The 21,832-nt window shown below is 26.5% G+C and carries 16 protein-coding genes; 11 read left to right on the top strand and 5 right to left on the bottom strand.

Translation table 11 applies throughout. The features are described from left to right. Nucleotides 1–2 precede the first annotated feature (2 nt). The 5 genes from hflK to GUI12_02855 all read left to right on the top strand — a co-directional run bounded on the left by hflK (nucleotide 3) and on the right by GUI12_02855 (nucleotide 4,249). Complete coding sequence (gene hflK / locus GUI12_02875) at nucleotides 3–1,061, top strand: FtsH protease activity modulator HflK (GenBank protein UAT43085.1); 1,059 nt, start codon at nucleotides 3–5, stop codon at nucleotides 1,059–1,061. Then, entirely contained in the window at nucleotides 1,051–1,926 is an 876-nt protein-coding gene (locus tag GUI12_02870) for a protease modulator HflC (GenBank protein UAT43084.1), read from the top strand. Before hflK ends, GUI12_02870 begins: the two co-directional genes overlap by 11 nt. A gap of 74 nt (nucleotides 1,927–2,000) precedes the next feature. Continuing rightward, entirely contained in the window at nucleotides 2,001–3,518 is a 1,518-nt protein-coding gene (locus GUI12_02865; GenBank protein ID UAT43083.1) for a PDZ domain-containing protein, read from the top strand. Between the two features lie 48 nt (nucleotides 3,519–3,566). After that, the gene (gene flgB / locus GUI12_02860) at nucleotides 3,567–3,953 is read left to right on the top strand and encodes a flagellar basal body rod protein FlgB (protein ID UAT43082.1); all 387 of its coding nucleotides are present in this window, start codon (nucleotides 3,567–3,569) and stop codon (nucleotides 3,951–3,953) included. An 11-nt stretch (nucleotides 3,954–3,964) separates the two neighbouring features. Continuing rightward, a complete protein-coding gene (locus tag GUI12_02855) occupies nucleotides 3,965–4,249 on the top strand; it encodes a succinate dehydrogenase assembly factor 2 (GenBank protein ID UAT43081.1) in 285 nt (94 codons plus the stop codon). Here the strand turns inward: GUI12_02855 and GUI12_02850 are convergent. After that, complete coding sequence (locus GUI12_02850) at nucleotides 4,203–4,916, bottom strand: rRNA pseudouridine synthase (protein UAT43080.1); 714 nt, start codon at nucleotides 4,914–4,916, stop codon at nucleotides 4,203–4,205. The two genes, GUI12_02855 and GUI12_02850, sit on opposite strands and share 47 nt — an antisense overlap. Nucleotides 4,917–4,998: 82 nt before the next feature. Between GUI12_02850 and GUI12_02845 the strand changes: the two genes are divergently transcribed. After that, nucleotides 4,999–6,420, top strand: coding sequence for a hypothetical protein (locus GUI12_02845; GenBank protein ID UAT43079.1), 1,422 nt, complete (start codon nucleotides 4,999–5,001; stop codon nucleotides 6,418–6,420). Here GUI12_02845 and GUI12_02840 read toward each other — a convergent pair. Then, nucleotides 6,417–8,351, bottom strand: a complete 1,935-nt coding sequence (locus tag GUI12_02840; protein ID UAT43078.1) for a ComEC/Rec2 family competence protein — start codon at nucleotides 8,349–8,351, stop codon at nucleotides 6,417–6,419. The genes GUI12_02845 and GUI12_02840 overlap by 4 nt on opposite strands. Nucleotides 8,352–8,390: 39 nt before the next feature. Here GUI12_02840 and GUI12_02835 point away from each other — a divergent pair, with 39 nt between their 5' ends. After that, complete coding sequence (locus GUI12_02835; GenBank protein ID UAT43077.1) at nucleotides 8,391–8,828, top strand: hypothetical protein; 438 nt, start codon at nucleotides 8,391–8,393, stop codon at nucleotides 8,826–8,828. Between the two features lie 33 nt (nucleotides 8,829–8,861). Next, entirely contained in the window at nucleotides 8,862–9,851 is a 990-nt protein-coding gene (fabD, locus tag GUI12_02830; protein UAT43076.1) for an ACP S-malonyltransferase, read from the top strand. Between the two features lie 32 nt (nucleotides 9,852–9,883). Here fabD and GUI12_02825 read toward each other — a convergent pair whose 3' ends face one another. Together GUI12_02825 and GUI12_02820 are read right to left on the bottom strand one after the other, a co-directional pair. Continuing rightward, nucleotides 9,884–10,573: a hypothetical protein gene (locus GUI12_02825; protein ID UAT43075.1), complete on the bottom strand. Its 690-nt coding sequence runs from the start codon at nucleotides 10,571–10,573 to the stop codon at nucleotides 9,884–9,886. 26 nt (nucleotides 10,574–10,599) lie between these two features. Beyond that, nucleotides 10,600–11,280 carry a hypothetical protein gene (locus GUI12_02820; GenBank protein UAT43074.1) on the bottom strand — a complete coding sequence of 227 codons (681 nt, stop codon included), beginning with the start codon at nucleotides 11,278–11,280 and terminating at the stop codon, nucleotides 10,600–10,602. Between the two features lie 186 nt (nucleotides 11,281–11,466). Between GUI12_02820 and GUI12_02815 the strand changes: the two genes are divergently transcribed. The 3 genes from GUI12_02815 to carB all read left to right on the top strand — a co-directional run bounded on the left by GUI12_02815 (nucleotide 11,467) and on the right by carB (nucleotide 20,329). Further along, entirely contained in the window at nucleotides 11,467–13,209 is a 1,743-nt protein-coding gene (locus GUI12_02815) for a hypothetical protein (protein UAT43073.1), read from the top strand. A 72-nt stretch (nucleotides 13,210–13,281) separates the two neighbouring features. Then, nucleotides 13,282–17,004 carry a hypothetical protein gene (locus GUI12_02810; protein UAT43072.1) on the top strand — a complete coding sequence of 1,241 codons (3,723 nt, stop codon included), beginning with the start codon at nucleotides 13,282–13,284 and terminating at the stop codon, nucleotides 17,002–17,004. 79 nt (nucleotides 17,005–17,083) lie between these two features. Next, complete coding sequence (gene carB / locus GUI12_02805; GenBank protein ID UAT43071.1) at nucleotides 17,084–20,329, top strand: carbamoyl-phosphate synthase large subunit; 3,246 nt, start codon at nucleotides 17,084–17,086, stop codon at nucleotides 20,327–20,329. Here carB and GUI12_02800 read toward each other — a convergent pair. Further along, nucleotides 20,326–21,783 carry a TrkH family potassium uptake protein gene (locus GUI12_02800; GenBank protein ID UAT43070.1) on the bottom strand — a complete coding sequence of 486 codons (1,458 nt, stop codon included), beginning with the start codon at nucleotides 21,781–21,783 and terminating at the stop codon, nucleotides 20,326–20,328. The genes carB and GUI12_02800 overlap by 4 nt on opposite strands. Between the last annotated feature and the right edge of the window lie 49 nt (nucleotides 21,784–21,832).

Raw genomic sequence — 21,832 nt, 5'->3', positions numbered from 1 at the left:
TTATGTTTCGTAAATTATATGAATCTTTTATTTTAAATAGACGTAATCCTTGGTCTGATGATGAAAATGATTCTGGAAGAGGATTATTTAGTGAATTTATAAATATGAAAAATGGAAAATATGGTGATATGATGCCAAATGGTAAGATGTTCAATATAGTATATTTTATATTGATACTGCTTATAGCTTTCCTAATTTATGTTTTGAGTGGTTTTTATATATTGCAACCAGAAGAGGAGGGAGTAGAGCTTTTTTTTGGAAAATATAGTCGTGTTACGGGACCAGGTTTGCACTATCATTTACCGTATCCAATAGCGTCTGTTAAGAGAGTAAAGTATGAATTTATAAATAGAGAAGATATATCATCATATTATTCTTCTAATAGATCAGGTGGAGAAATCCTCATGCTTACTGGTGATGAAAATATAGTAAATGTAGATTTTTCTCTTCAATGGAAAATCGTGGATTCATATAAATTTTTATATAGTGTAAATGATGATCCTATTTTTACGATAGTTAATGCTATGGAAGGTGTTATGAGGGATGTAATAGCTCAATCTAATATAGCCTTTATTTTGACAGGAGAGGGTCGTGCAGTTATTGCTTCTCGTACAAAAAAAATGCTACAAGAGATTCTAGATTTATATGGCATGGGGATTGAAGTTATTTCTGTACAATTAAAGACAGTTGATCCACCTGCAAAAGTTATATCAGCGTTTAGAGATGTGCAAACCGCAAGGGCAGATAGAGAAAAATTCATTAATGCATCTTTAGCTTATCAAAATGAAGTAATTCCCAAAGCTAGAGGGATATCATATGAAATTTTAGAAAATGCTGAAGCATATAAGCAATCGATTATTTTATCAGCGCAAGGTGATGCTGAAAGATTTAGATTAGTTTATGATAAATATCTTGCTAACCCTTCTGTGATGAAGAATAGGTTATATATTGATGTGATGCGAAACATTCTTTCTGATTCTGAGGTGATATTTATGAATAGTAATTCTTCTTTATTACCTTTTTTAAATCTGGATAATTCCGGGGTAAAAAATGCAAAATAAAATAATTTTATGTATTTCTTCCATTTTATTTATATTTATTGCTTCTCTTTATTCTTCTGTTTTTTTTGTAAAAGAAGGAAAGCAAGCAATAGTGGTTCAATTTGGTGATATTATTAGTGAAAATTCTTTGAATCCTGGTGTTCATTTTAAAATTCCATTTATTCAAGAAGTTTTTAAAGTAGACAGTAGGCTAATTAACATTAATACAGAATCAAAAGAGATTATTGCTGCTGATCAAAAAAGACTTATGATTAATTATTACGTTAAATATAAGGTGATTGATCAGATACAATTTTATAAATCTAGTAAATCATTAATTGCTTTAGAAAGAAAAATAAATCCGATAGTTGAATCAAGTGTGAGGGAAAATGTGGGTATGGTTTCTCTTATTGAGTTATTAAATAATAAGAGATCAGAGGTAATGAGAAATATAAAAAATGAAGTTAATGATGTTGTTAATTCTTTAGGTATTGAAGTCGTTGATGTTAGAATAAAGCAAACTGATTTACCTTCTGCAAACAGTGAGGCTATTTTTGCTAGAATGAATAGTGAAAGAGAAAAAGAAGCTAGAGAAATAAGAGCTAACGGTGCTGAAGAGGCAAAAAAAATTAAATCAATAGCTGATAGGGATTATGAAATTATTATTGCTAATGCAAAAAAAAATGAAGAGATAATACGTGGACAAGGAGAAGCGAAAGCTGCAGATATTTACAATAAAGCTTATTCAGTTGATAAATCATTCTTTATTTTTCAGAGAAAAATTGATGCGTATAAAGATTTATCTAATTCTAAAGGAAATAGAAAATTTATAATGAATATAGAAAATAATAATTTTTTAAATTTAATTGATGAGGGTGTGAAATAATTGACATGTTTTTGAATCTTAAGTTACTAAAGAAATTTTTTTCTTTTTATCTTATTTTATTATGCTGCATTTTGTTGTTTTATAACTCTGTTTATGCAGTTGATTGTGATTGTTTTTCACAGGGTTTTTCACGAGTTGTAGATCAAGTTTTACCTTCAGTTGTTCATATAACAACTGAAGATACTACTAAAAATATGAAGCAAGAAAATTGTAATGAAAAACATATATCCTCTAAAGATTTATATATTAATAATGATTTATTACGCGATTTAAAACGTTTCTTTGATCAATTTGAAGCTATTTCTGAAGATCAGAGAAATAAATCATCTACTGATGATAAAAGAGAAGGCAAGTTTAATCCGAGAAAACAGCAACTTGGGACTGGCTTTATATTTGACCCTGCTGGATACGTAGTTACAAATTATCATGTTCTAGAAAATTTAAACACAAAACATAAGATTTTTGTGATTGATAGTTTGGGGGAGAAATATGAATCTGAAATGATTGGATTCAATAAAAATTTTGATATTGCAGTTTTAAAATTATCAAGTAAGAGAAAAGATTTTCCTCATTTAAAATTTGATGTAACGAAGAAATATAAAATTGGTGATTGGGTTATTTCGATTGGAAATCAATTTGGAATAGGTGTTTCAACTAGTGTAGGTATTATATCTGCTTTAAATAGAGATATATTACAACAGGGTATAGATTTAATACAAACAGATGCCGCGATGAATATGGGTAGTTCAGGTGGTCCGTTATTTAATATAGATGGAGAAGTTATTGGTGTTAACGTTGCTATTATAGCTCCTGCTAATTATTTTGGTAATGTTGGAGTGTCTTTTGCTATTCCTGCTGACGTAGTTTTACCTATTGCAAACTCTCTTAAAGAAGGAAAACAAAAAGATAAGGGTTTAATTGGTTTAACTATGCAGTATATAACCGATGATATTTTTTCTTTTTTAGAGTTACCTGATAAATATTATTACGATAGAGGAGTTTTAATTGTGGGTGTTGCAAAAAATTCTCCCGCTTTTAAAGCTGGTATCAAGACAGGAGATGTCTTAACAAGAATTAATGATACTGCTATAAAAAATCCTTTACAAGTTGGTAATATTGTTGAATATTCTGATATGAATAAAGATTTGAAAATTTCTTTGCTCAGAAAAAAGGAAGGGGGAAAGCTTTTTTCTTCTGTAAATTTTGAAGAAATGAATTTCAAATTAAGGCCATCTCTTTCTCTTTACAATGATAGTAAGAATGCACAAATACATTCTGTATCAAAATTAGGTATAGAACTTGAATATCTTTCAGATAAAGTAAGAAACAATAGAGGTATTAGTGATAATAGAAGTGGCGCAGTCATTGTAAATGTCGACAATGATGATAGCACTAATAAATCTTTTAATCTTAATTTTGGTGATGTTGTGCGTGCTTTTATTATTGGAAATGGTAGCATGACACTTATACAAACAGAGAAAGATTTTTTTAAATTTATACAAGATGTTGATAAATTACAGGCAGGAGACTCTGTTTTATTGTTTATTGATAGATTAGGAGAGAACTTTTCATTGGTATTGAATATTAAGTGATGTTTAATATTATATGATATAATTCGTATTTTATATTTTATTAATTCTATGATAATTGATGATTTAGTGCAAAAAATGGATTATTCTAGTAAGAGAAGGGAGGTGATATCGCAAAATATTGCTAACATCAATACTCCAGGATTTTTATCTAAAGATTTAGAAGAAAAAAAAGATAATAGTGCATCCAAATTTAAAAATATTGTCTTAACTAAGACTAATTCTGCTCATTTAACATCACGAAGACTTTCTTTTGCTGGATATAATACTCAGATTAATCGCAAAAGAGATTATATGAAGTTGGACGGAAATAATGTTAATTTGGAATCTGAATCAATGAAATATACAAAAAATAACGTGAAATATGAAGAATATTTATTGCTGTATAAAAAGTGGATAAATATAATGAAGAGTATGTTTTCTAATGTTTCAAGGTGAATTTTTAGTTTATGGATTTTTTAGATAACAATGATGAGTTGTATTTTATAAGAAAGAAACTGATTTATAAAAGTATTTATAGAGGCTGTAAAGAGATGGACTTGATACTTGGAAAATATGCTAAATTTCATTTGTGCTCTATGAATTATGAGGGGCTTTTGCAATACAGTAAAATAATGGAAATTGATGATGATTTGCTGTATTATTACTTCTGCAATCTGGAGTCCGTTCCTACAGAACTGTATTTAATTAAGGAAATAATAAGTTTTCATATTGCATCACATGCTTCCTGCTGACTACTTTATATTCTCCAATTTTAAGATTTTCAATTGAAAAATGATCAAATTTTATCCTGATTAATTTAGATATTTTAAGATCAAAATACGACATTATATTCCTTATTTCCCGATTTTTTCCCTCTATTAATGTTAAAATCATTGTAGTATTATTTTTTGTACGCTTGATTATATTTACGTCTATCTTTTTATATAAAATATCGTTTATCTCTATTTTATGTTTCAATTTTAATATAAATTGTTGGAAATTAGTGGTTCCAAAAATTTTTACTTTATATTGTCTTTCTATTTCATTTTTAGGATTAGTTAATTTATTAGCAATTTTTCTATTATTAGTTAAAATTATTAATCCCTCACTTTGCATATCTAACCGTCCAATAAAAATTAGATTTTTCATGTCTTTTGGGAGTATGTCAAATATTGATTTTCTTCCTTGAGGATCTTTATGTGTAGTCAAAAAACCAGTCGGTTTATAAAATAGAACTATTTTTGTTTGACTTTTTTGTATAATTTTTTCATCAATTTTTACTACATTATTATCATTTACAAATGTTAATGGGGATTCTACTATTTTATTATCAATTTTTATCTTTTTGGAATATATTAATTTTTCGGCTTGTCGCCTAGAACAATAACCACAATTTGCTATATATTTTGCAATTCTCATTATATATTTTATAAGTCAACATTATCTTTATTCCAAATATAGATATATAATATTACAGAATTTTTGCATTTGCTATTTTATTATGAAATTAAATTTTGGTTTAAAATTTCGTGATTTATATTCTGTTGATGGAATTATAAAATTAAATAGTTTGTTTGATGAATTTGTGTTGAATGATAAAAAGGAAAATTTGATAGATAGTGCAATATTGTTACAAAATTTTATCCTTTCTTTATTTGATATAAAAGACAATTTTGAAAAAATCAAAACACTGATAGTAGATAAGCAAAAAATATATTATTTAAAACGTAATGTAATTCAAAAAAAAATTTTATCTAAAAATTATAAATTAGATAATATTTCTGATGAAATAGATAATTTAATACGAAAAGAATTTAATATTGATGTAATAAATGAGAAATCATTACAAGATATTTTAAATAACGATTTGAGCGAATTTCAAATGGATTTATTAAAACAATATTTTCATTATCAAATCGATAGTAATATAAAAAATACTGGCATTTTATTTTCTCTACCTAAAAAAATTGATCATAATGATATTTTACTAGATCATATTAAAAATGATGATGAATGTACTATATTTTCTACACATCTAGATTCTAGGGATGATTTCTCTTTATCAGATGTTACATTTGGATTATCGGAATCTGTTAATAATGCTAACTATTGCATTTTTTGTCACAATAGAGGGAAGGATAGTTGTCGTCTTGGAATTAAAGATAAAAGTGGAGAATATAAAAAGTCTCATAATGATGAGATTTTAAAAGGGTGTCCATTAAAAGAGCATATATCAGAGATGAATTATCTTTTTGCTCAAGGTGATTTTATTGCTGCTCTAATAGTAGTCATGATAAATAATCCAATGTGTCCAGCTACTGGTTATAGAATATGTAATGATTGTAGTATGTCCTGTATTTATCAAAAGCAAACACCAGTTAATATACCGGGAATAGAAAGCAATGTATTAATGAATGTTCTAAAGTTAGACTATGGTTTTGAAATATATAGTTTATTAACAAGGTGGAACCCTGTGAGTCCCCATTATGATGCATTTTATCGTGATGATACAAAACAAGATATTTTAGTTGTTGGTTCTGGTCCATCTGGGTTTTCGATGGCGCATTATATGTTAAATTATGGCCATAATGTTGTTATGATAGATTCTTTAAAAATAGAGCCTTTAGATGAATATCTTACAGGTGAAGATTTTAAACCTATTAAAGATATTAATGAAATATTTAATGATCTAAAAGATAGAACAATATATGGATTTGGCGGTGTGATGGAATATGGGATAACAGTCAGATGGAATAAAAATTTGCTGAAAGTTATACGTATAATTTTAGAAAGAAGATCAAGGTTTAAAATATTTGGTGGGATACATTTAGGTTACAATCTAACCCTAGAAGATGCCTTGAATTTAGGTTTTAGTCATATTGTTTTAGCAATAGGTTTTGGTTCACCCAAAATATTTAGTTAATTAATTAATCTTTTATTTTCTATATTCACATGGTGAATATTATCAAAATTTTCTAAATAGCGCTTATCTATTTTAAAATCATCATCAAGTATAATAATTGATTTCTTATCGTATACGCATTTTATATAATCACATTTTATTGATCTATTTTTATCAGAAATAGGGATAAATTTTTTTTGTTGATTTATATGCAACCAATTTTTTTCTTCTTTAGAATATTTATGTTTTTCTTTATATATGTATAAAAGATTATTTTCTCTTATAGCAAAGTTATTGTCTGATAAAAATATATTCATATTATTATAATTTAGCTGTGTTTTATAGGAATAAAAACACGGTAAAAAGAGTAATATAGCATTATATCTTATTTGACCTTTCCAAGACAGAAAGAATATTATACCTAGCGTGATAAATAATGCGCTATAACCATCTATTATATTTGTATCTATAGATGCGAATTTAATATCTGATAGTAGATCTATGATATATATCATTAATGCTATGGATTTTTTTGCTATACAAGTCAAGAAAATAGGATCTTTAAACATCATAGCTATTGTCAATAATACAATGGTTGGCATTATTATAAAAGATATTAATGGTATTATTAATATATTTGCCAATATTCCTATTAATGATAAATATTGAAAATGGTAAGCAATTAAGGGGGTAATACCTATGTTTATTATTGTTGATATTTTAGCGATATCAATTATATAATTAACAACTTTTCTTATTTTTTTGAAATTATTTTCTTTGTTATAGACATTTTTTTTATTTACAATACTTAATATTATAAAAGTAGATAAAAAAGATAACTGAAAGCCAATATCGAATATATTTGTTGGATTTGCAATTAACATTGCAAACATTACTATGCTGAAGCAATATATTGAATTTGTTTTTCTATTTATTAATATTGATATAAGATAATAAATTATCATCCAATACGCTCTTTGAGCTGAGATAGGATGTCCTGAAATCATTATAAATAATGTGCTTAAAAATATTGTTATAAAAGCAGTGATTTTTATTGTATTAAAATTTAAACTTATACAGCGAAAAATTGATAATATTTTATTTATTATCATAAAAGACAAGGCTATCACTATATTAAAATGAAGCCCTGAAATTGCAAAAATATGCGATAAACCTGTCTTTTTTATTTTCTCATTTAAATCATTTGACAGCGTCGTTCTATATCCTATTATCAACGAAGAAGTAATATTTGCAGCATTTTTATCATTGTGAAATATTTCATGATATCTTTCATAGCAATCTTGCCTTATTTTATCAAAAAATCTGATAAATACATCTCCTTCATATATTTTTTTAATTGTAGATATTGAATTTCCAGTGCCAGATATATTGTATATTAAATTATATCTCTGAAATCTTTGGCTTAATATATCATTTGCTTTTTTTGTTTTAAATAGAAGAATTTTTGTATTTATGATATCTGAGGTATAAATATCTTTAGGTAAATTATATGTATATATTTTTACGTTTTTTAGCTTTAAATTTTTTGAATTAGAGTGATTCTCTAGTAATAACATACTTTGATTGTTTTTTAATTTTTTAATTTTTAGAATTTTCCCCGTGATAAAAATATATATGTTGTCTTTTATATTATCTGTTATTAGTAATGAATTTTCTTTAGTTTGTATATTTGATATATAAAAACCTATTAAAAAAGACGCTAATATCATAAGTATAGATTTTTTTTGTAATTTTTTTGATATATATAGCAATATTATAAAAAGAGCGTACATTGCTAAAATTATATATACATTGTTGTAAATAAAATTTTTATTATTAAAGTGTATTATTATGCTTATTGAAAGTGCTAGGGGTATTAATATTATGGATCTATTTTGATTATGTTTTTTTATCTCTTGCTTATTTTGAGGTGCCGTATTTTTTCTTAACATATTAATAACATGTGACTTTTCACGCTATTATATTGCTTTATGGAAATAAAAAAAATAACATTCTTATTAAAAATAAAAAAAAATGAATTGGCAAAATATATTTCTGTATTAGAAATTAAAAATGATGAATTAAATAAACTAATCTTGATTAAGAATGGTTTAGAAGAAAAAATAAAAGATAATAATAAATATTTAGATTATAACAATTATAAATTAAGTGAAATATTTAAAGAATATTTAATTTATCTAGATAAATTAATAAAAAAAACAAATCAAGAAATTGCATATAAAGAAATTGATATAACTGTAATTTTACATACTTTACGCAAAAAGCATGGATATATAAAATGTTTAGAAAAATTGATAGAAAATAGAATAAAAAGCATTAAAGCATATAATACGAAAAAAAATATGGAAAAATACGATAATATTTTTTCAAATAAATTGTATCTTGATAAAAAAAATGCAAAATTATAGCGTATTTTTTATTCTTTTTTGATCTATTTGGTTATGAAATCTAATATTGCTTCAGAAATTTTATTTGTATTCCCTGGTCAAGGTTCACAATTTATAGGTATGGGAAGAGAATTGTATTCTACAAATGCTCTAGTTCGTGAAGTTTTTGAAGAAGCTAATGATGCTTTATCCATGGATTTAAAATCTGTTATTTTTGATAGTTCTGATGAAATTTTGACTTTAACAGAAAATGCACAACCTGCTATATTATGTGTTTCTATTGCAATATTTAGAGTATTAGAATCTCTCCTTGGAAAGGATGCTATAAAAGATAGTGTTAAATATTTTGCAGGGCATTCTTTGGGAGAATACACTGCTCTTTGCGCAAATGGAATTTTATCTTTTTATGATGCTATAAGATTGGTAAGGAAAAGAGGAAAATTTATGAAGCATGCAATGAAAGATAAAAAAGGGAAAATGGCAGCTATATTATTTACAGATATTTTATCAGTTGATAATTTTATTAATGATAATAAAATAGAAAATTGTTATGTTGCGAATGATAATGGTGCGGGTCAAATTATAATAAGTGGTTTAGATATATCTATAGATGAATTTATAAATATTTCAAATAATACAAAGAAATTTAAAAGAATTATTCCTTTGAATGTTAGTTCTGCCTTTCATTCTCCATATATGAAAAGTATAAAAGATGATATAAAATCGATTTTAGAAGAAGTGACGTTTCATTCTTCATCTGTGTCAATAATATCTAATGTTACTGCAACTGCTGAAGATGATATATCTATTATAAAATCCCTCCTTATTGATCAAATATATAGTAAAGTTAGATGGAGAGAATCTATACAGTATGCATTTGATAAAGGAGTTAGGGAATTTATAGAGATAGGTCCTGGAAAAGTTCTAAGTACTCTTATATCTAAGATATTAAAAGATTATTGTAATAATGAAGATATAAGAGTATCCAATATATTTCATGAGAAAGAAGTTTTATCTTTTAAGGAAAAATTTTGCACTATCTAAACTAAACTTAAGTGTGAAAAAAAATAAACATTTTATCTTTCCATGCCTTTATTGATATTTTGTTCTGCTATCTGTTGTGGAGGTGCTTTAACATCCTTTAGATCTGTTTTAGGAAGATTTTTCGTTTTTTCAGATACATTTATATTAAGACCTTCTTCTTTTTTCTCTGATTTTTGCGTATTGTCTATAGCAGGTAAGCTATCTGTTCTAAGAGGCGGAGGAGGAGGAATTTTTTTCTCTGGTTTTTGCGTATTGTCTATAGCAGGTAAGCTATCTGTTCTAAGAGGCGGAAGAGGAGGAACTTTTTTCTCTGGTTTTTGAATAATATCCACGGGTTTCATATAAAGATCTTCTTCTTCTTCCATATTGAGATCTGGTAGCGAATATTTTGGTAAATTTTCATATATTAGCTCTGGATCATATGAAAGTTCAGATGCTGCATCATTATAATTGCTAGATTTTTGATTTCGTGTTATAGCATCGTCTATTTCTTCATATATATTTTCTTTAGTTTCATAATTTTTATTATATTCTACTTCTTCTTTTTGAAGCGTTCTATTTTGTTCAGAAGCCAAAAATTCTTGATGAAATTTTTGTTGTCGTTCTGAAACTTCAGCTGTTTTCCCTGTAATATTATTTATAAGATCAGTGAATGCGTTTTTTATTTCGTATAACATTTTCACTAATTTGTTAAGTTTTTTAGGTTCATAAGTATAATTCATAATAATTATCGTATTAAAAAAAATTTTTATCTTTGTGGTCCTTTATTAACTTCTTGTTTTGCAATTTGTTCTGGAGATGCTTTAACAGTATCCAATTTTGGCTCAGGGGGAATTTTCATAGGATCCTGTTTTTTACCTCCACTCATATCCATATATGTTTCTGAATATATGTCTTCTTCAAAGATACCAGCATTTCTGTTTGCTGCAATTTTCTCAGATGGATCCGAATATATTCCTTCTTCAGGCATAGAAGTTTTTTTAATAGCATTCTGTCTTTGCAACTGATTTTGGTTCATATATGTTTCTGAATATATTTCTTCTTTAGGTGTTTTTTGTGGTTGCGCAGAATATAAATTCTTTTGAACATATGCTTCATGCTCTAATGAGTAACTAGCACTTTTTCCAAAAGATAATTTTTGACTTATAGTATCTTTTAATGAAGATAATGCATTTCCTATTGATTGGACAAGATCTTTTAATTTATCAAATATAGTTTTTTCTTCCTGAGAAAGTCTTATTGGAGGGTCATCTTTACGATAATATTTTACGTCTTCTATCTCTTCTTTAAATCTAACACTCTTTGGAGCTTTTTTTGCTTCAGCATTATTTTTATCAAGTTTTTCTTTTAATTCAGTATTTTTAGGTTCGTATTCGGAAGGTCCTACTTCTTCATAGTAATTTTCATCATCATCAAAAATATTACTCATTTCTTCAAATTGTAGCATGATCACATACCAAAATATATATTACTTAAATTATAAATTGATATAATTAATTTATTATTAAAATATTCTAATATAAAGATAATTTTATATATTGAAATGCTATATATATTCTTAGACTTCATGAAGTTAATATGTTAATTTAGTACTAAATTTTATTTTTATTTGAAAATGAGAAATTTTTTCCCTAAAGGAGTGCGAACAGCTTCAGAGTTTCTAATGTCTTTGCATTTAAATGGTGCTTTTAAAGAGAATATAGTAAGTAATTTACAAATAAGATTGCCAGCAGTGGTTATTGGAGGAGGATTAACTGCAATTGATGTAGCTACCGAAATTCAAACGTACTATCCAGTTCAATTACGAATATTTTTTGATAGGTATAATTTTTTACTGGATAAGTTAGGATATGACTACTTACATTCTCAATTTACTGAAGAAGATATTTTAATCTTAAAAGAATTTAATGATCATTATAATATAATCAAAGATTTATCTGATGTTCAAAAAAGAGAATTTATAAGATCTTTAGGTGGTGTTAAAATTTTGTATAGAAAATCTATAAAAGAATCTCCAGCATATAAATTAAATTCTCATGAACTTCAAAGTGCGTTATATGAAGGTATCATTTTTATAGAAAATTCAATAGTTGAAAAATTTAATGTTGATGAAAATAATCATTTATCAAGTATAAAAATAAAAAAATTAAATGATAAAAAAGAACAAGTGATTAAGTGTAATAATGTAATTATTTCAATTGGAAATAATTTTAATCATAAAATAATTAATGATAATAAGTGTCTTTTTGAAAAATTTAATAACAGAATAACTAGTGTTGGTGATTTTAATCTCAATTATACAGGTAGTGTTGTAAAAGCAATTAATAGCTCTACAGAACTACGACATAAAATAAATGATGATATAAAACAACTAAAATTAAAAAATATAAGCTCTAGTATAAGCCTTGTATCAGAAATAGAGAATAAATTTCAAAGTAAGATTATTAAGATAGATAATATCGCAGAAAATATATTTGAAGTATTTATTTATTCTCCTGCTATAGCTAAAAAAATACAGCCTGGACAATTTTTTAAATTGCAAAATTACTCTAAATATTCTGAAGATATCCATGGGATAAAAATGCTTATGGAGCCCTTAGCTTTGACTGCGTGTTTTATAGATAGAGAAAATGGTATTATATCCTCTATTATTTTGAACGTTGGATCTTCCAGTAATATTTGTCGTACATTACGAAATAATGAAAAAGTTATTGTAATGGGTCCAATTGGTCAAAAAACGAAAATATTGCCAAGAGAAAAAGTAATGATAGTAGGAGGAGGAGTTGGTAATGCTGTTTTATTTGGTATAGCAGATGCAATGAAAAAAGAAAAATGCAATATAACATATTTTGCAGGTTATAGAAGTTCTTCAAAATTATTTAAACAAGATTATTTAGAGTCAATAATTGATAAGATATTTTGGTGTTCAGATGTTGATAAAATTGTCTCTAATAGAAGACAAGATAGTAGCCATATTGGGAGTGTAATAGATGTTATATATCAATATTTTACAGGAAATGAAAATATATCTGACTTTGATAGGATATTGATAGTAGGCTCTGTTGGATTAATGAAGGCTTTTAAAGATAAAATTTATGACTGTTTTTATGGAACAAAAATTTCAAATAAATGTGAAATCATCGCATCTATTAATTCTCCTATGCAATGCATGATGGGAGGAGTTTGCGGTTCTTGTCTACAGAGAAAAATAATAGATGATCAAGAAGAATATATTTTTTCTTGTTTGAATCAAGAGCAGAATATTAAAAATATTGATTTTGATCACTTACAGGACAGATTATCACAAAATTCTTTACAAGAAAAAATATCAAAGCATTTTTTAAATATGTTAATGTAGTTCAATTTAACTATTTGCTTTTGTTAACAAGTCAATAGATATTAAAATAACTCTTTTTTTGATCTTCCTTTTATGAATTACAAGAAATTAATAGAGTTTTTAGATAATATCACTACTTATTTTTTACCTACAGAAAACCAATATGGTTTAGAGTATTTTCTTTCAGAACTGACTAATTTATTAGCAAGTGAAAAAACAGATAGTCTCACAATTGACAATAATAGCCAAAAAAAATTCTTGAATTATTACTATACAGAAGATGATAAATATTCTGATGTAGAAGTAGAATATTCTCTGTTATGTAAGGATATTATTCCTATAGTTTATGGAACTGTTAAAATAAAAGGGCGTGTGATATGGCAAAAAACATATAGAAATATATCAAATGAATTGTTAATTAAAGCTGCAGTTTTAATATGTGAAGGAAAAATTGATAGTGTTAATAATTTATGGATCAATGATTCTCTTATTTTTTCTGAAGATCATAAAATAGATTTTTATTTCGGAGAAGATGATCAAGAATGTGATCCTACTTTACAGGAAGAAATACCTATTACTCCTGCTTACTATTCTTGTGCTTATATGGTAATTTCTGATTATAAAATTGAAGATCCAGATAACGTTGAATTCATATTTGAAGTTGTTCGAAATTTGCCAATTCAAAAAAATAGTAATACTGCTTTAAGCACTTTAACACAAGCTATATGTATTACTCCATCTACTGGGGAATTTATATATGATACAGAAATAGCTACTAAAAGTGTGGTATTTGATTCTCAGACTGAGAATATGATAATCAACAATAATGTAGATCATACAGATACAACGGATATCATTATTGCTTTAAAAGCAATGGAAATATATTTTCCTCATGTTAAATGGATTTCTATTGAAGTAGCATGGTTTTGTGATCATGAAATATTAAATGAAGATTTTGATTTAAAACCTTATGTAGAGAATAAATCACATAATACTACACCGGAGTGGAAAGTTGGAACATATAACCGCTCTAGTATAGAGGTAAAAGTTGTAGGATATGACTCACATAGTAACTTTGTATATGGTGGTACTTGTAATGATCAATCAATTTTTAACTTGGTTAAAGAGTTAAAAAACAGGGGATATAAAATATTTGTTCAACCGAAGATACTAATCAACGATAAATTGAAAACACATTGTAGTCAAATAAGATGTCTTAAAAACGGACACTTAAATATTTTTTTTGATAAATATCAAGAATTTATAGTTCACTACGCTACTTTATTAAAAAAGAAAATTCATGCATTTTCTATAGGTTATGCACTGAAAGGTATTACATCTTTTCAAAATTCAAAGGGTGATTATGTTGGAATAGATATGTTATCTAATCTTGCTGAATATATTAAACATACTATATTTTTAAATTTTGACATTTTAGTGACTTATTCTGCTGATTGGGATGAATACCATAGTCACCAAGAAATATATAATATGGATGCGTTATGGATGAGCTCTGGTATAGATTTTATAGGAATTAATGCTTATTTTCCTTTAACTGATTCATTAGAGGGCTACCAAGAAGTATTAAATGTATCAGATTATAAAAAATACTGGAACTCTGGGCTATATTACGATTATTTTTATGAAATAGATAATGATACATATGAATTAGTAAAAAAATATTATGATGATAGTACCTATGCTATAAAAAATATAAATCACTGGTGGAGTAATGAGCATTATAATAACAGTATCAATAAAAGAAATATAAATAAAAAAACTGCATGGGTGCCAAAAGCAAAACCCATATGGTTTACAGAATTAGGATTCCCTAGTATTGATTGTGGCACAGATAACCCTAGTTGTGCTAGAGAATTTGATAAATTTTCAAATATTAAAACTCCCGATAATTCTCGAAATATTGTCTGTAATGAACTACAACAGAATGCTTTAATTGCAACATTAGAATATTGGAATAATTCTGAGATGATAGAGCATATTTTTGTATATAACTATGATATTCGGCCATTTCCAGAATATCCAGGTAAAAAAGCTCAATGGAATGTATCAGCATTTTGGGAGTATGATATGTCTCTTAATGGTAAAATGAATGGGTGTAGATTAAAAGATTTTCTAGCAGATATATTTTATAGATCTCCATTAAAAAATGAAAATATTAATTTTCAAATGAAAGACAGATATATTGATGGTTTTTTAATTGATAAACCAAAATGCTTTATTACTATACTAAAACACTTAGAGTGTATATATGGATTGATAATAACAGAAAATGTAACAGGGATTTATATCAAAGACCATTCTCAAGTACTTAATGAAATAAAAATTATTAATAAAAATGAAAGATTAGTTAATACAAGCGTAAAGTCCAATTTTAAATCTTATCCTATACTTATTGATGAAATCATATTTTCATACATTGATATATTTAGTAAATATAAATTATCTAACATCAACATTAAAAATTCTAATGATAAAGATTATAACGAGGGATACGATGACAAAAGAAATCGTTGTTTATCAATAAATTGTGGAGATATTTTTACAAAAAAAGAAGCTAATTTTATTGCAAATACTATTTATAATAATTTGATCTTACAAAATAAAAATACATATGTAATCACTCTTTTATCAGATGTAAAATTATCATTAGCTGATGTTATCAAACTTTATATTTCAGAATATCATAGTATATTATGTATTGTAGAAAAAGTTATTGATAATTTTGGAACTTCTTATGTGATCAATAATTTTTATCCTATTGATAACTTTAAAAGGATCATTATGGATAATTATTCAAACTGTATTAATAATCCTATTGAAGGCGTAGAAGGTGAAATAGAAAATACATTCTTTTGTATGAAAAATAATCTTCCTTTTATAGGTTATGATTGTGGTTATTTTGCAACTTTAAAATTTACTGAAAAATGGAATAATGCTGAATTAACCATGTCTTTAATTAATATTGAATCAGAGCCATTTTGTAAAACTACTATTAATAATGTTAGTTATTATGGCTATGTTATATCTTATAATAGATCTGTAAGTAATAATGATTCTAATTTATATAAAAAAATATCTCCTTATTATATAGATAATATTACAGAGATATATGTTAATGTTGAGAGTGGAGAATTAGAGTCAATTTCCATAGAAGATTTAAATACTAATAAAAATATAATATTTATTGAAAATGAAATTATTAGATTTTTAACTGTAGAAAAAATACATCCTAAGATATATAAATTAACCAATATTTTAAGAGGATGTTTTTCTTCTGAGGCAGAAATATTGAGTGATATTGTAGGAAAAAGTTTCTATATATATAATGATTATCTACTAAATTTACCAATTCCTTCTTCTTATAGGGGAAAGGAAATTATTGCTGAATTATGCTCTGTTAATGAAGATATACAATCATATTCTTTTAAAATTGATGAAAAATTTTCTTGTATACCTAGACCTGTCCATTTTGAATATAACAATATTAATTGCGATATAGAAATCAGATGGATTCCTAGGAATCATTATATAGATGGGGTAAATTTAGTTTTTTTAATAGAAATAACCAAATTATCAACAAATGAAATAGTTCGATCATTTGCAATTCATGATAATATGTTCGTCTATACAAAAGAACAACAAAGTGATGATACAATGAATTCTTTATCGGATATATCTATATCTATTACCCCTAGTGATGGAGCAATGAGACCTAGTTATACTACAATTATGAGCTTAGTAGATAAATATTCTTTTAATTTATATTTACAGAATAATGCTATGATCCCATTTTAAATAATTGATTTTCTATACAAATTATTACATTTGTGTTAATTTATGTGTTGTAGATAGTACCGGACATTTTAATATTGCGATGAAAAAAAATCCAGATTTAAAGAAGATTCTTGTTATAGGCTCTGGACCGATAGTTATAGGTCAGGCTGGAGAATTTGATTATTCTGGGACACAAGCTTGTAGATCATTGTTATCAGAAGGAATAGAAGTTATTTTATTAAATTCAAATCCGGCAACTATAATGACTGATAGTGATACTGCTTCTTCCATATATATAGAGCCTATAAATGAAAATACAGTATTACAGATTATAGAAAAAGAAAAACCTCAAGCAATATTACCAAATGTAGGTGGACAGACAGCACTGAATTTGGCTGTTTTGCTACATGAAAAGGGGATATTGGAAAAATATGGTATTAAGCTTTTATGCTCTAGTTATGAAGCTATAATGAATGCTGAGGATAGAGGTAGATTTGCTAATATAGTGAATTCTTTAGGTTTTAAGGTTCCTAAATATCGTATTATTACTTCCGAAGATGATATTGAAGAATTATTGCAATATATAGGTTTGCCAGCTGTCATTAGACCTTCTTTTACTTTAGGAGGTTTAGGTGGCGGGATTGCTCGTACTAGAGAGGATTTTTTTGAACGTATTAAAGAAGGCTTAGAAATTTCTCCTAATAATTCGGTTCAAGTTGATGAATCTTTGATAGGTTGGAAAGAGATAGAACTGGAGCTAATGAAAGATGAATATGATAATTCTGTAGTGGTATGTGGAATAGAAAATATTGATCCTATGGGCGTTCATACAGGTGATAGCATAACGGTGGCTCCAATTTTGACGTTGCGTGATCATGAATATCAAGCTATGCGAACCTGTGCTATAAAATTGTTAAAAGCTATTGGAATGCAATCTGGTGGCGCTAACGTACAGTTTGCTTATAACATTAATACTGGAGATGTTCGTATAATAGAAATTAATCCCAGAGTATCTCGATCATCAGCTTTAGCTTCAAAAGCTACAGGTTATCCTATTGCTTTTGTTACGTCAAAATTGGCACTTGGATATTCTCTTAAAGATATACGTATAAGTAATCATATTACAGCTTTTTTTGAACCTACAATTGATTATGTTGTTACAAAAATTCCCAGGTTTAATTTTGAAAAATTTGATTATAGTAAAAATGCATCCGTTCTTTCCAGCACTATGCATTCTGTAGGAGAAGTTATGGCTATAGGCAGTAATTTTCCTGAATCTTTGCAAAAAGCATATCAATCTTTGGAAAATAATTTATCTGGACTAGAGCCTGTAATAAAATTTACCAGCATATCACAGATTGAAAAAAAGTTAAAATTTCTATCTCCTGATAGATTAAGATATATTGCAGATGCAATGAGATATGGAATGGATATTGAAGATATATCTAGAATTACTAATTATGATCTATGGTTTCTAAAAAATATTAAATTGATTGTAGATACAGAAAATTATATTAAAGACAAGAAAGGTTTTTTTGATAAATCAGATTGGTTTTTTATAAAGAAGATAGGTTTTAGTGATGAAAGAGTTGCTAAATTATTAAATGATAATTATGACAAAATATATAGAATAAGGAAAACATTGGGTGTTAATGCTTCTTATAATTATATTGATTCATGCGCATGTGAATTTGAACATTATATAAATTGTTTTTATTCCACTTATCGGGGTAATTATAAAAATAAACAAGATTGTGAATTGACTGTTTTAAATCGTAAAAAGGTTATTGTAATAGGTAGTGGTCCAAATAGGATAGGCCAAGGAATAGAGTTTGATTATGTATGTGTACAATCTATACGCGCAATTAAAGAAGTTGGCTACGAAGCGATAATGATAAATTGTAACCCTGAAACAGTTTCAACTGATCCTCTTATTTCTGATAAATTATATTTCTCTCCTATAAAAATTGAATATATTAGAGAAATATTTGAAAAAGAAAGTAGTTCCGGAGAAGTTTTGGGTGTTATTATCCAATTTGGTGGTCAAACTCCTTTGAATTTGGCAAAAGATATAGAGTTGTTGGGAATTCCTATATTAGGAACGCAATGTGATGCTGTTGATAGATGTGAAGATAGAGAAAAGTTCAAGGTATTGCTTAATAAATTGAATTTGAAACAACCTAAGAATTTTATTTGTAGAAATAAGAAAGAATTTTTGCAAGGAGTTAAAGATATTGGCTTTCCTTTTGTTATTAGACCTTCCTATGTTTTAGGAGGTCAGAGTATGAATATTATTTATACTGATGCAATGCTTGAAGAATATTTATCAAAAAATGCAGTAGATTCTTATTTTGGGAAGGGAGGTCTTTTACTAGATAAATTTGTTGCTCAAGCTATTGAAATAGATATTGATGCTTTAAGTGATGGAGAGTCTGTTTTTATAGCTGGTATTAGTGAACATATAGAAGAAGCAGGAATACATTCTGGAGATTCTAGCTGTTCTTTTCCGCCTCGTACTTTAAACAAAGATATAATAGAAAAAATAAGAGAGCAAGTTGTTGCAATTGCTTTAGAAGTTGGAGTGATAGGTTTCTTAAATGTGCAGATGGCAATTAAAGATGACGAAATTTACATATTAGAAGTGAATCCTAGAGCTAGCCGGACGGTTCCCTTTATTTCTAAGACTATGGGTATTAAATTTTCCATTATTGCGACGAAAATTATGATGGGATATAAATTATCTGAGTTATTAGATATGTCTATTAGATGTGAAAATATAGATTGGTTTGGAGTAAAAATACCTGTTTTTTCTTTTGTTAAATTTCCTAAGAGTGATGTGTTACTAGGTCCAGAAATGAAATCTACAGGCGAAGTGATGTCTATAGATAGAGATTCTGGTATTGCGTTTTTGAAAGCTTATGAAGCTTGTGGAAATACCTTATTTCACTCTGGGAATGTTTTTATATCTGTTAAAGATGATGATAAAGCAGCTGCTTTATCAATAGTAGAAAAATTATGTAAATTAGGATTCAAAATATTTGCTACTAAAGGTACATCAAAATTTTTGGATGATAATGGAATACAAAATACTGCAGTAAACAAAGTTAAGCAGGGTAGCCCTCATGTGGTTGATATGATACTGCAAGAACAGTTTGATTTGATAATTAATACATCTGAAGGTGACAGATCAATAAAAGATAGTTTTAGTATACGTTCTACTGCTTTATTTAAGAAATGCCCTAGCATTACTAATATGCAGTATGCCAAAATTTTGGTTGATTCTATATATAAAATTAAGAGAGATGATCTTGAAGCTATTCCGATAGACTCCTTTTATACTATTTAGTTTATTATTTTATATCTCTTTTTTTTCATAAAGCATATAATCATTGTGAGTATGGGCAATATCTCCATTCTCCCTATTATCATTATTAATGATAAGAAAAGTTTTGCATTATTGTTCAAGAATTGGAAATTTTGCTCTATTGCAGCATCACCAAAAACTGCTCCTATGTTATTAAGTATAGATATTGCTGTAGTACTAGAAGTAACAAAATTATAATTGTATAGAGACATTATAACCATTATAGATATGGTTGTTATTATATTTATAATCACGAATATTGTTATCATTGTTATTATTTTACGATCTATAGTTTTATTTAGATACCTTACAGGGTGGAAAATTTTTTCAGATAGAGATTCTAGTATACTTTGATAAATTGATTTAAATATAATATATATTCTAAATATTTTTAGACCTCCTGCAGTTGATCCTGAACATCCGCCTATTACTGCAATTAGTATCAATATATGAGTTAAATAATGCCAAAAATAATATTCTCCATTTGAAAATCCTGAAGTAGTTGCCATACTGATTGTGTTGAATATTCCATATCTTAAATTTTCAGCAGTGGTGGGATATTCTTTTCTTATAATTAGAATTGAGCAAACTATTATTATTGCAATAAATGTTTGTATTAAATACGTTTTAGTTTGCTCGTCTGAGATATATTCTGTGGTTAACAAATATCTTATTAATATTATAAAGGGGATGGAACTTAGTAGCATAAAAATTTCAGCCACTAACTCTATGAAGAAATTATCATAATAAGCAAATGAATTATTATAATTAAAGAATCCTCCTGTAGATATTGTAGATATACTGTGACATATAGAATCAAATATGTTCATTCCAAAGATATAATATAAAAATCCACAAATTATTATTAATGATAAATATATTACTGCAATTGCTTTATAAAATTGGCTATTTTTACTAAACAATCTTTCTTCAATATTTGATGGATTATAACTTTTTATTACTGATTCCATATCTTTATTTGTAAAGATTGGTAGCATTACCGAAGCATATATTACTATTCCAACACCACCTATTAAATGTAGAATCATTCTCCAAAGTAATATTCCTTTTGTTTGTTTTTCTATATCTATGATGATGCTTGCTCCTGTTGTTGTAATTCCAGATACAGATTCAAAAATAGAGTCATATATACTATAACCTTCATAATAAAAAGGAATAGCACAAAATATAGAAGTTGAGAACCATAGTATGAATAAAATTAAAGTATTAAAATACTCACTTTTATTATGATTTATATAGCGAGACAATAATCTATCAATAATTAAAAAAAATAGTGCTATAATAATTACTGTTTTAACAGAATTAAGCATTGTCATTGATTCTGTATTGTATATTATGTTGCATATGTGACATAAAAACATAAAAAGAGAGATAGTTAGTAATATTATTCCTTGATATAAAAATATTTTTTTCATAAATCATTTTTAGTTATTATTTTTCGATATACCTAATTTTTTGTACAAT

The organism is Anaplasmataceae bacterium AB001_6, from assembly GCA_020002265.1.
Classification (GTDB): domain Bacteria; phylum Pseudomonadota; class Alphaproteobacteria; order Rickettsiales; family Anaplasmataceae; genus AB001-6.
The sequence above is the reverse complement of the archived record's forward strand: the minus strand, read 5'-3'. Positions and strand labels throughout refer to the sequence as shown.

Bases quoted from the DNA above. Each gene is read 5' to 3' on its own strand.
- GUI12_02845 (UAT43079.1), top strand. From the start codon at position 4,999: ATGAAATTAAATTTTGGTTTAAAATTTCGTGATTTATATTCTGTTGAT.
- GUI12_02810 (UAT43072.1), top strand. From the start codon at position 13,282: ATGAATTACAAGAAATTAATAGAGTTTTTAGATAATATCACTACTTAT.
- GUI12_02850 (UAT43080.1), bottom strand. From the start codon at position 4,916: ATGAGAATTGCAAAATATATAGCAAATTGTGGTTATTGTTCTAGGCGA.
- fabD (UAT43076.1), top strand. From the start codon at position 8,862: ATGAAATCTAATATTGCTTCAGAAATTTTATTTGTATTCCCTGGTCAA.
- hflK (UAT43085.1), top strand. From the start codon at position 3: ATGTTTCGTAAATTATATGAATCTTTTATTTTAAATAGACGTAATCCT.
- GUI12_02870 (UAT43084.1), top strand. From the start codon at position 1,051: ATGCAAAATAAAATAATTTTATGTATTTCTTCCATTTTATTTATATTT.
- GUI12_02800 (UAT43070.1), bottom strand. From the start codon at position 21,783: ATGAAAAAAATATTTTTATATCAAGGAATAATATTACTAACTATCTCT.
- GUI12_02815 (UAT43073.1), top strand. From the start codon at position 11,467: ATGAGAAATTTTTTCCCTAAAGGAGTGCGAACAGCTTCAGAGTTTCTA.
- GUI12_02840 (UAT43078.1), bottom strand. From the start codon at position 8,351: ATGTTAAGAAAAAATACGGCACCTCAAAATAAGCAAGAGATAAAAAAA.
- GUI12_02855 (UAT43081.1), top strand. From the start codon at position 3,965: ATGGATTTTTTAGATAACAATGATGAGTTGTATTTTATAAGAAAGAAA.
- GUI12_02835 (UAT43077.1), top strand. From the start codon at position 8,391: ATGGAAATAAAAAAAATAACATTCTTATTAAAAATAAAAAAAAATGAA.
- GUI12_02820 (UAT43074.1), bottom strand. From the start codon at position 11,280: ATGAGTAATATTTTTGATGATGATGAAAATTACTATGAAGAAGTAGGA.
- flgB (UAT43082.1), top strand. From the start codon at position 3,567: ATGATAATTGATGATTTAGTGCAAAAAATGGATTATTCTAGTAAGAGA.
- carB (UAT43071.1), top strand. From the start codon at position 17,084: ATGAAAAAAAATCCAGATTTAAAGAAGATTCTTGTTATAGGCTCTGGA.
- GUI12_02825 (UAT43075.1), bottom strand. From the start codon at position 10,573: ATGAATTATACTTATGAACCTAAAAAACTTAACAAATTAGTGAAAATG.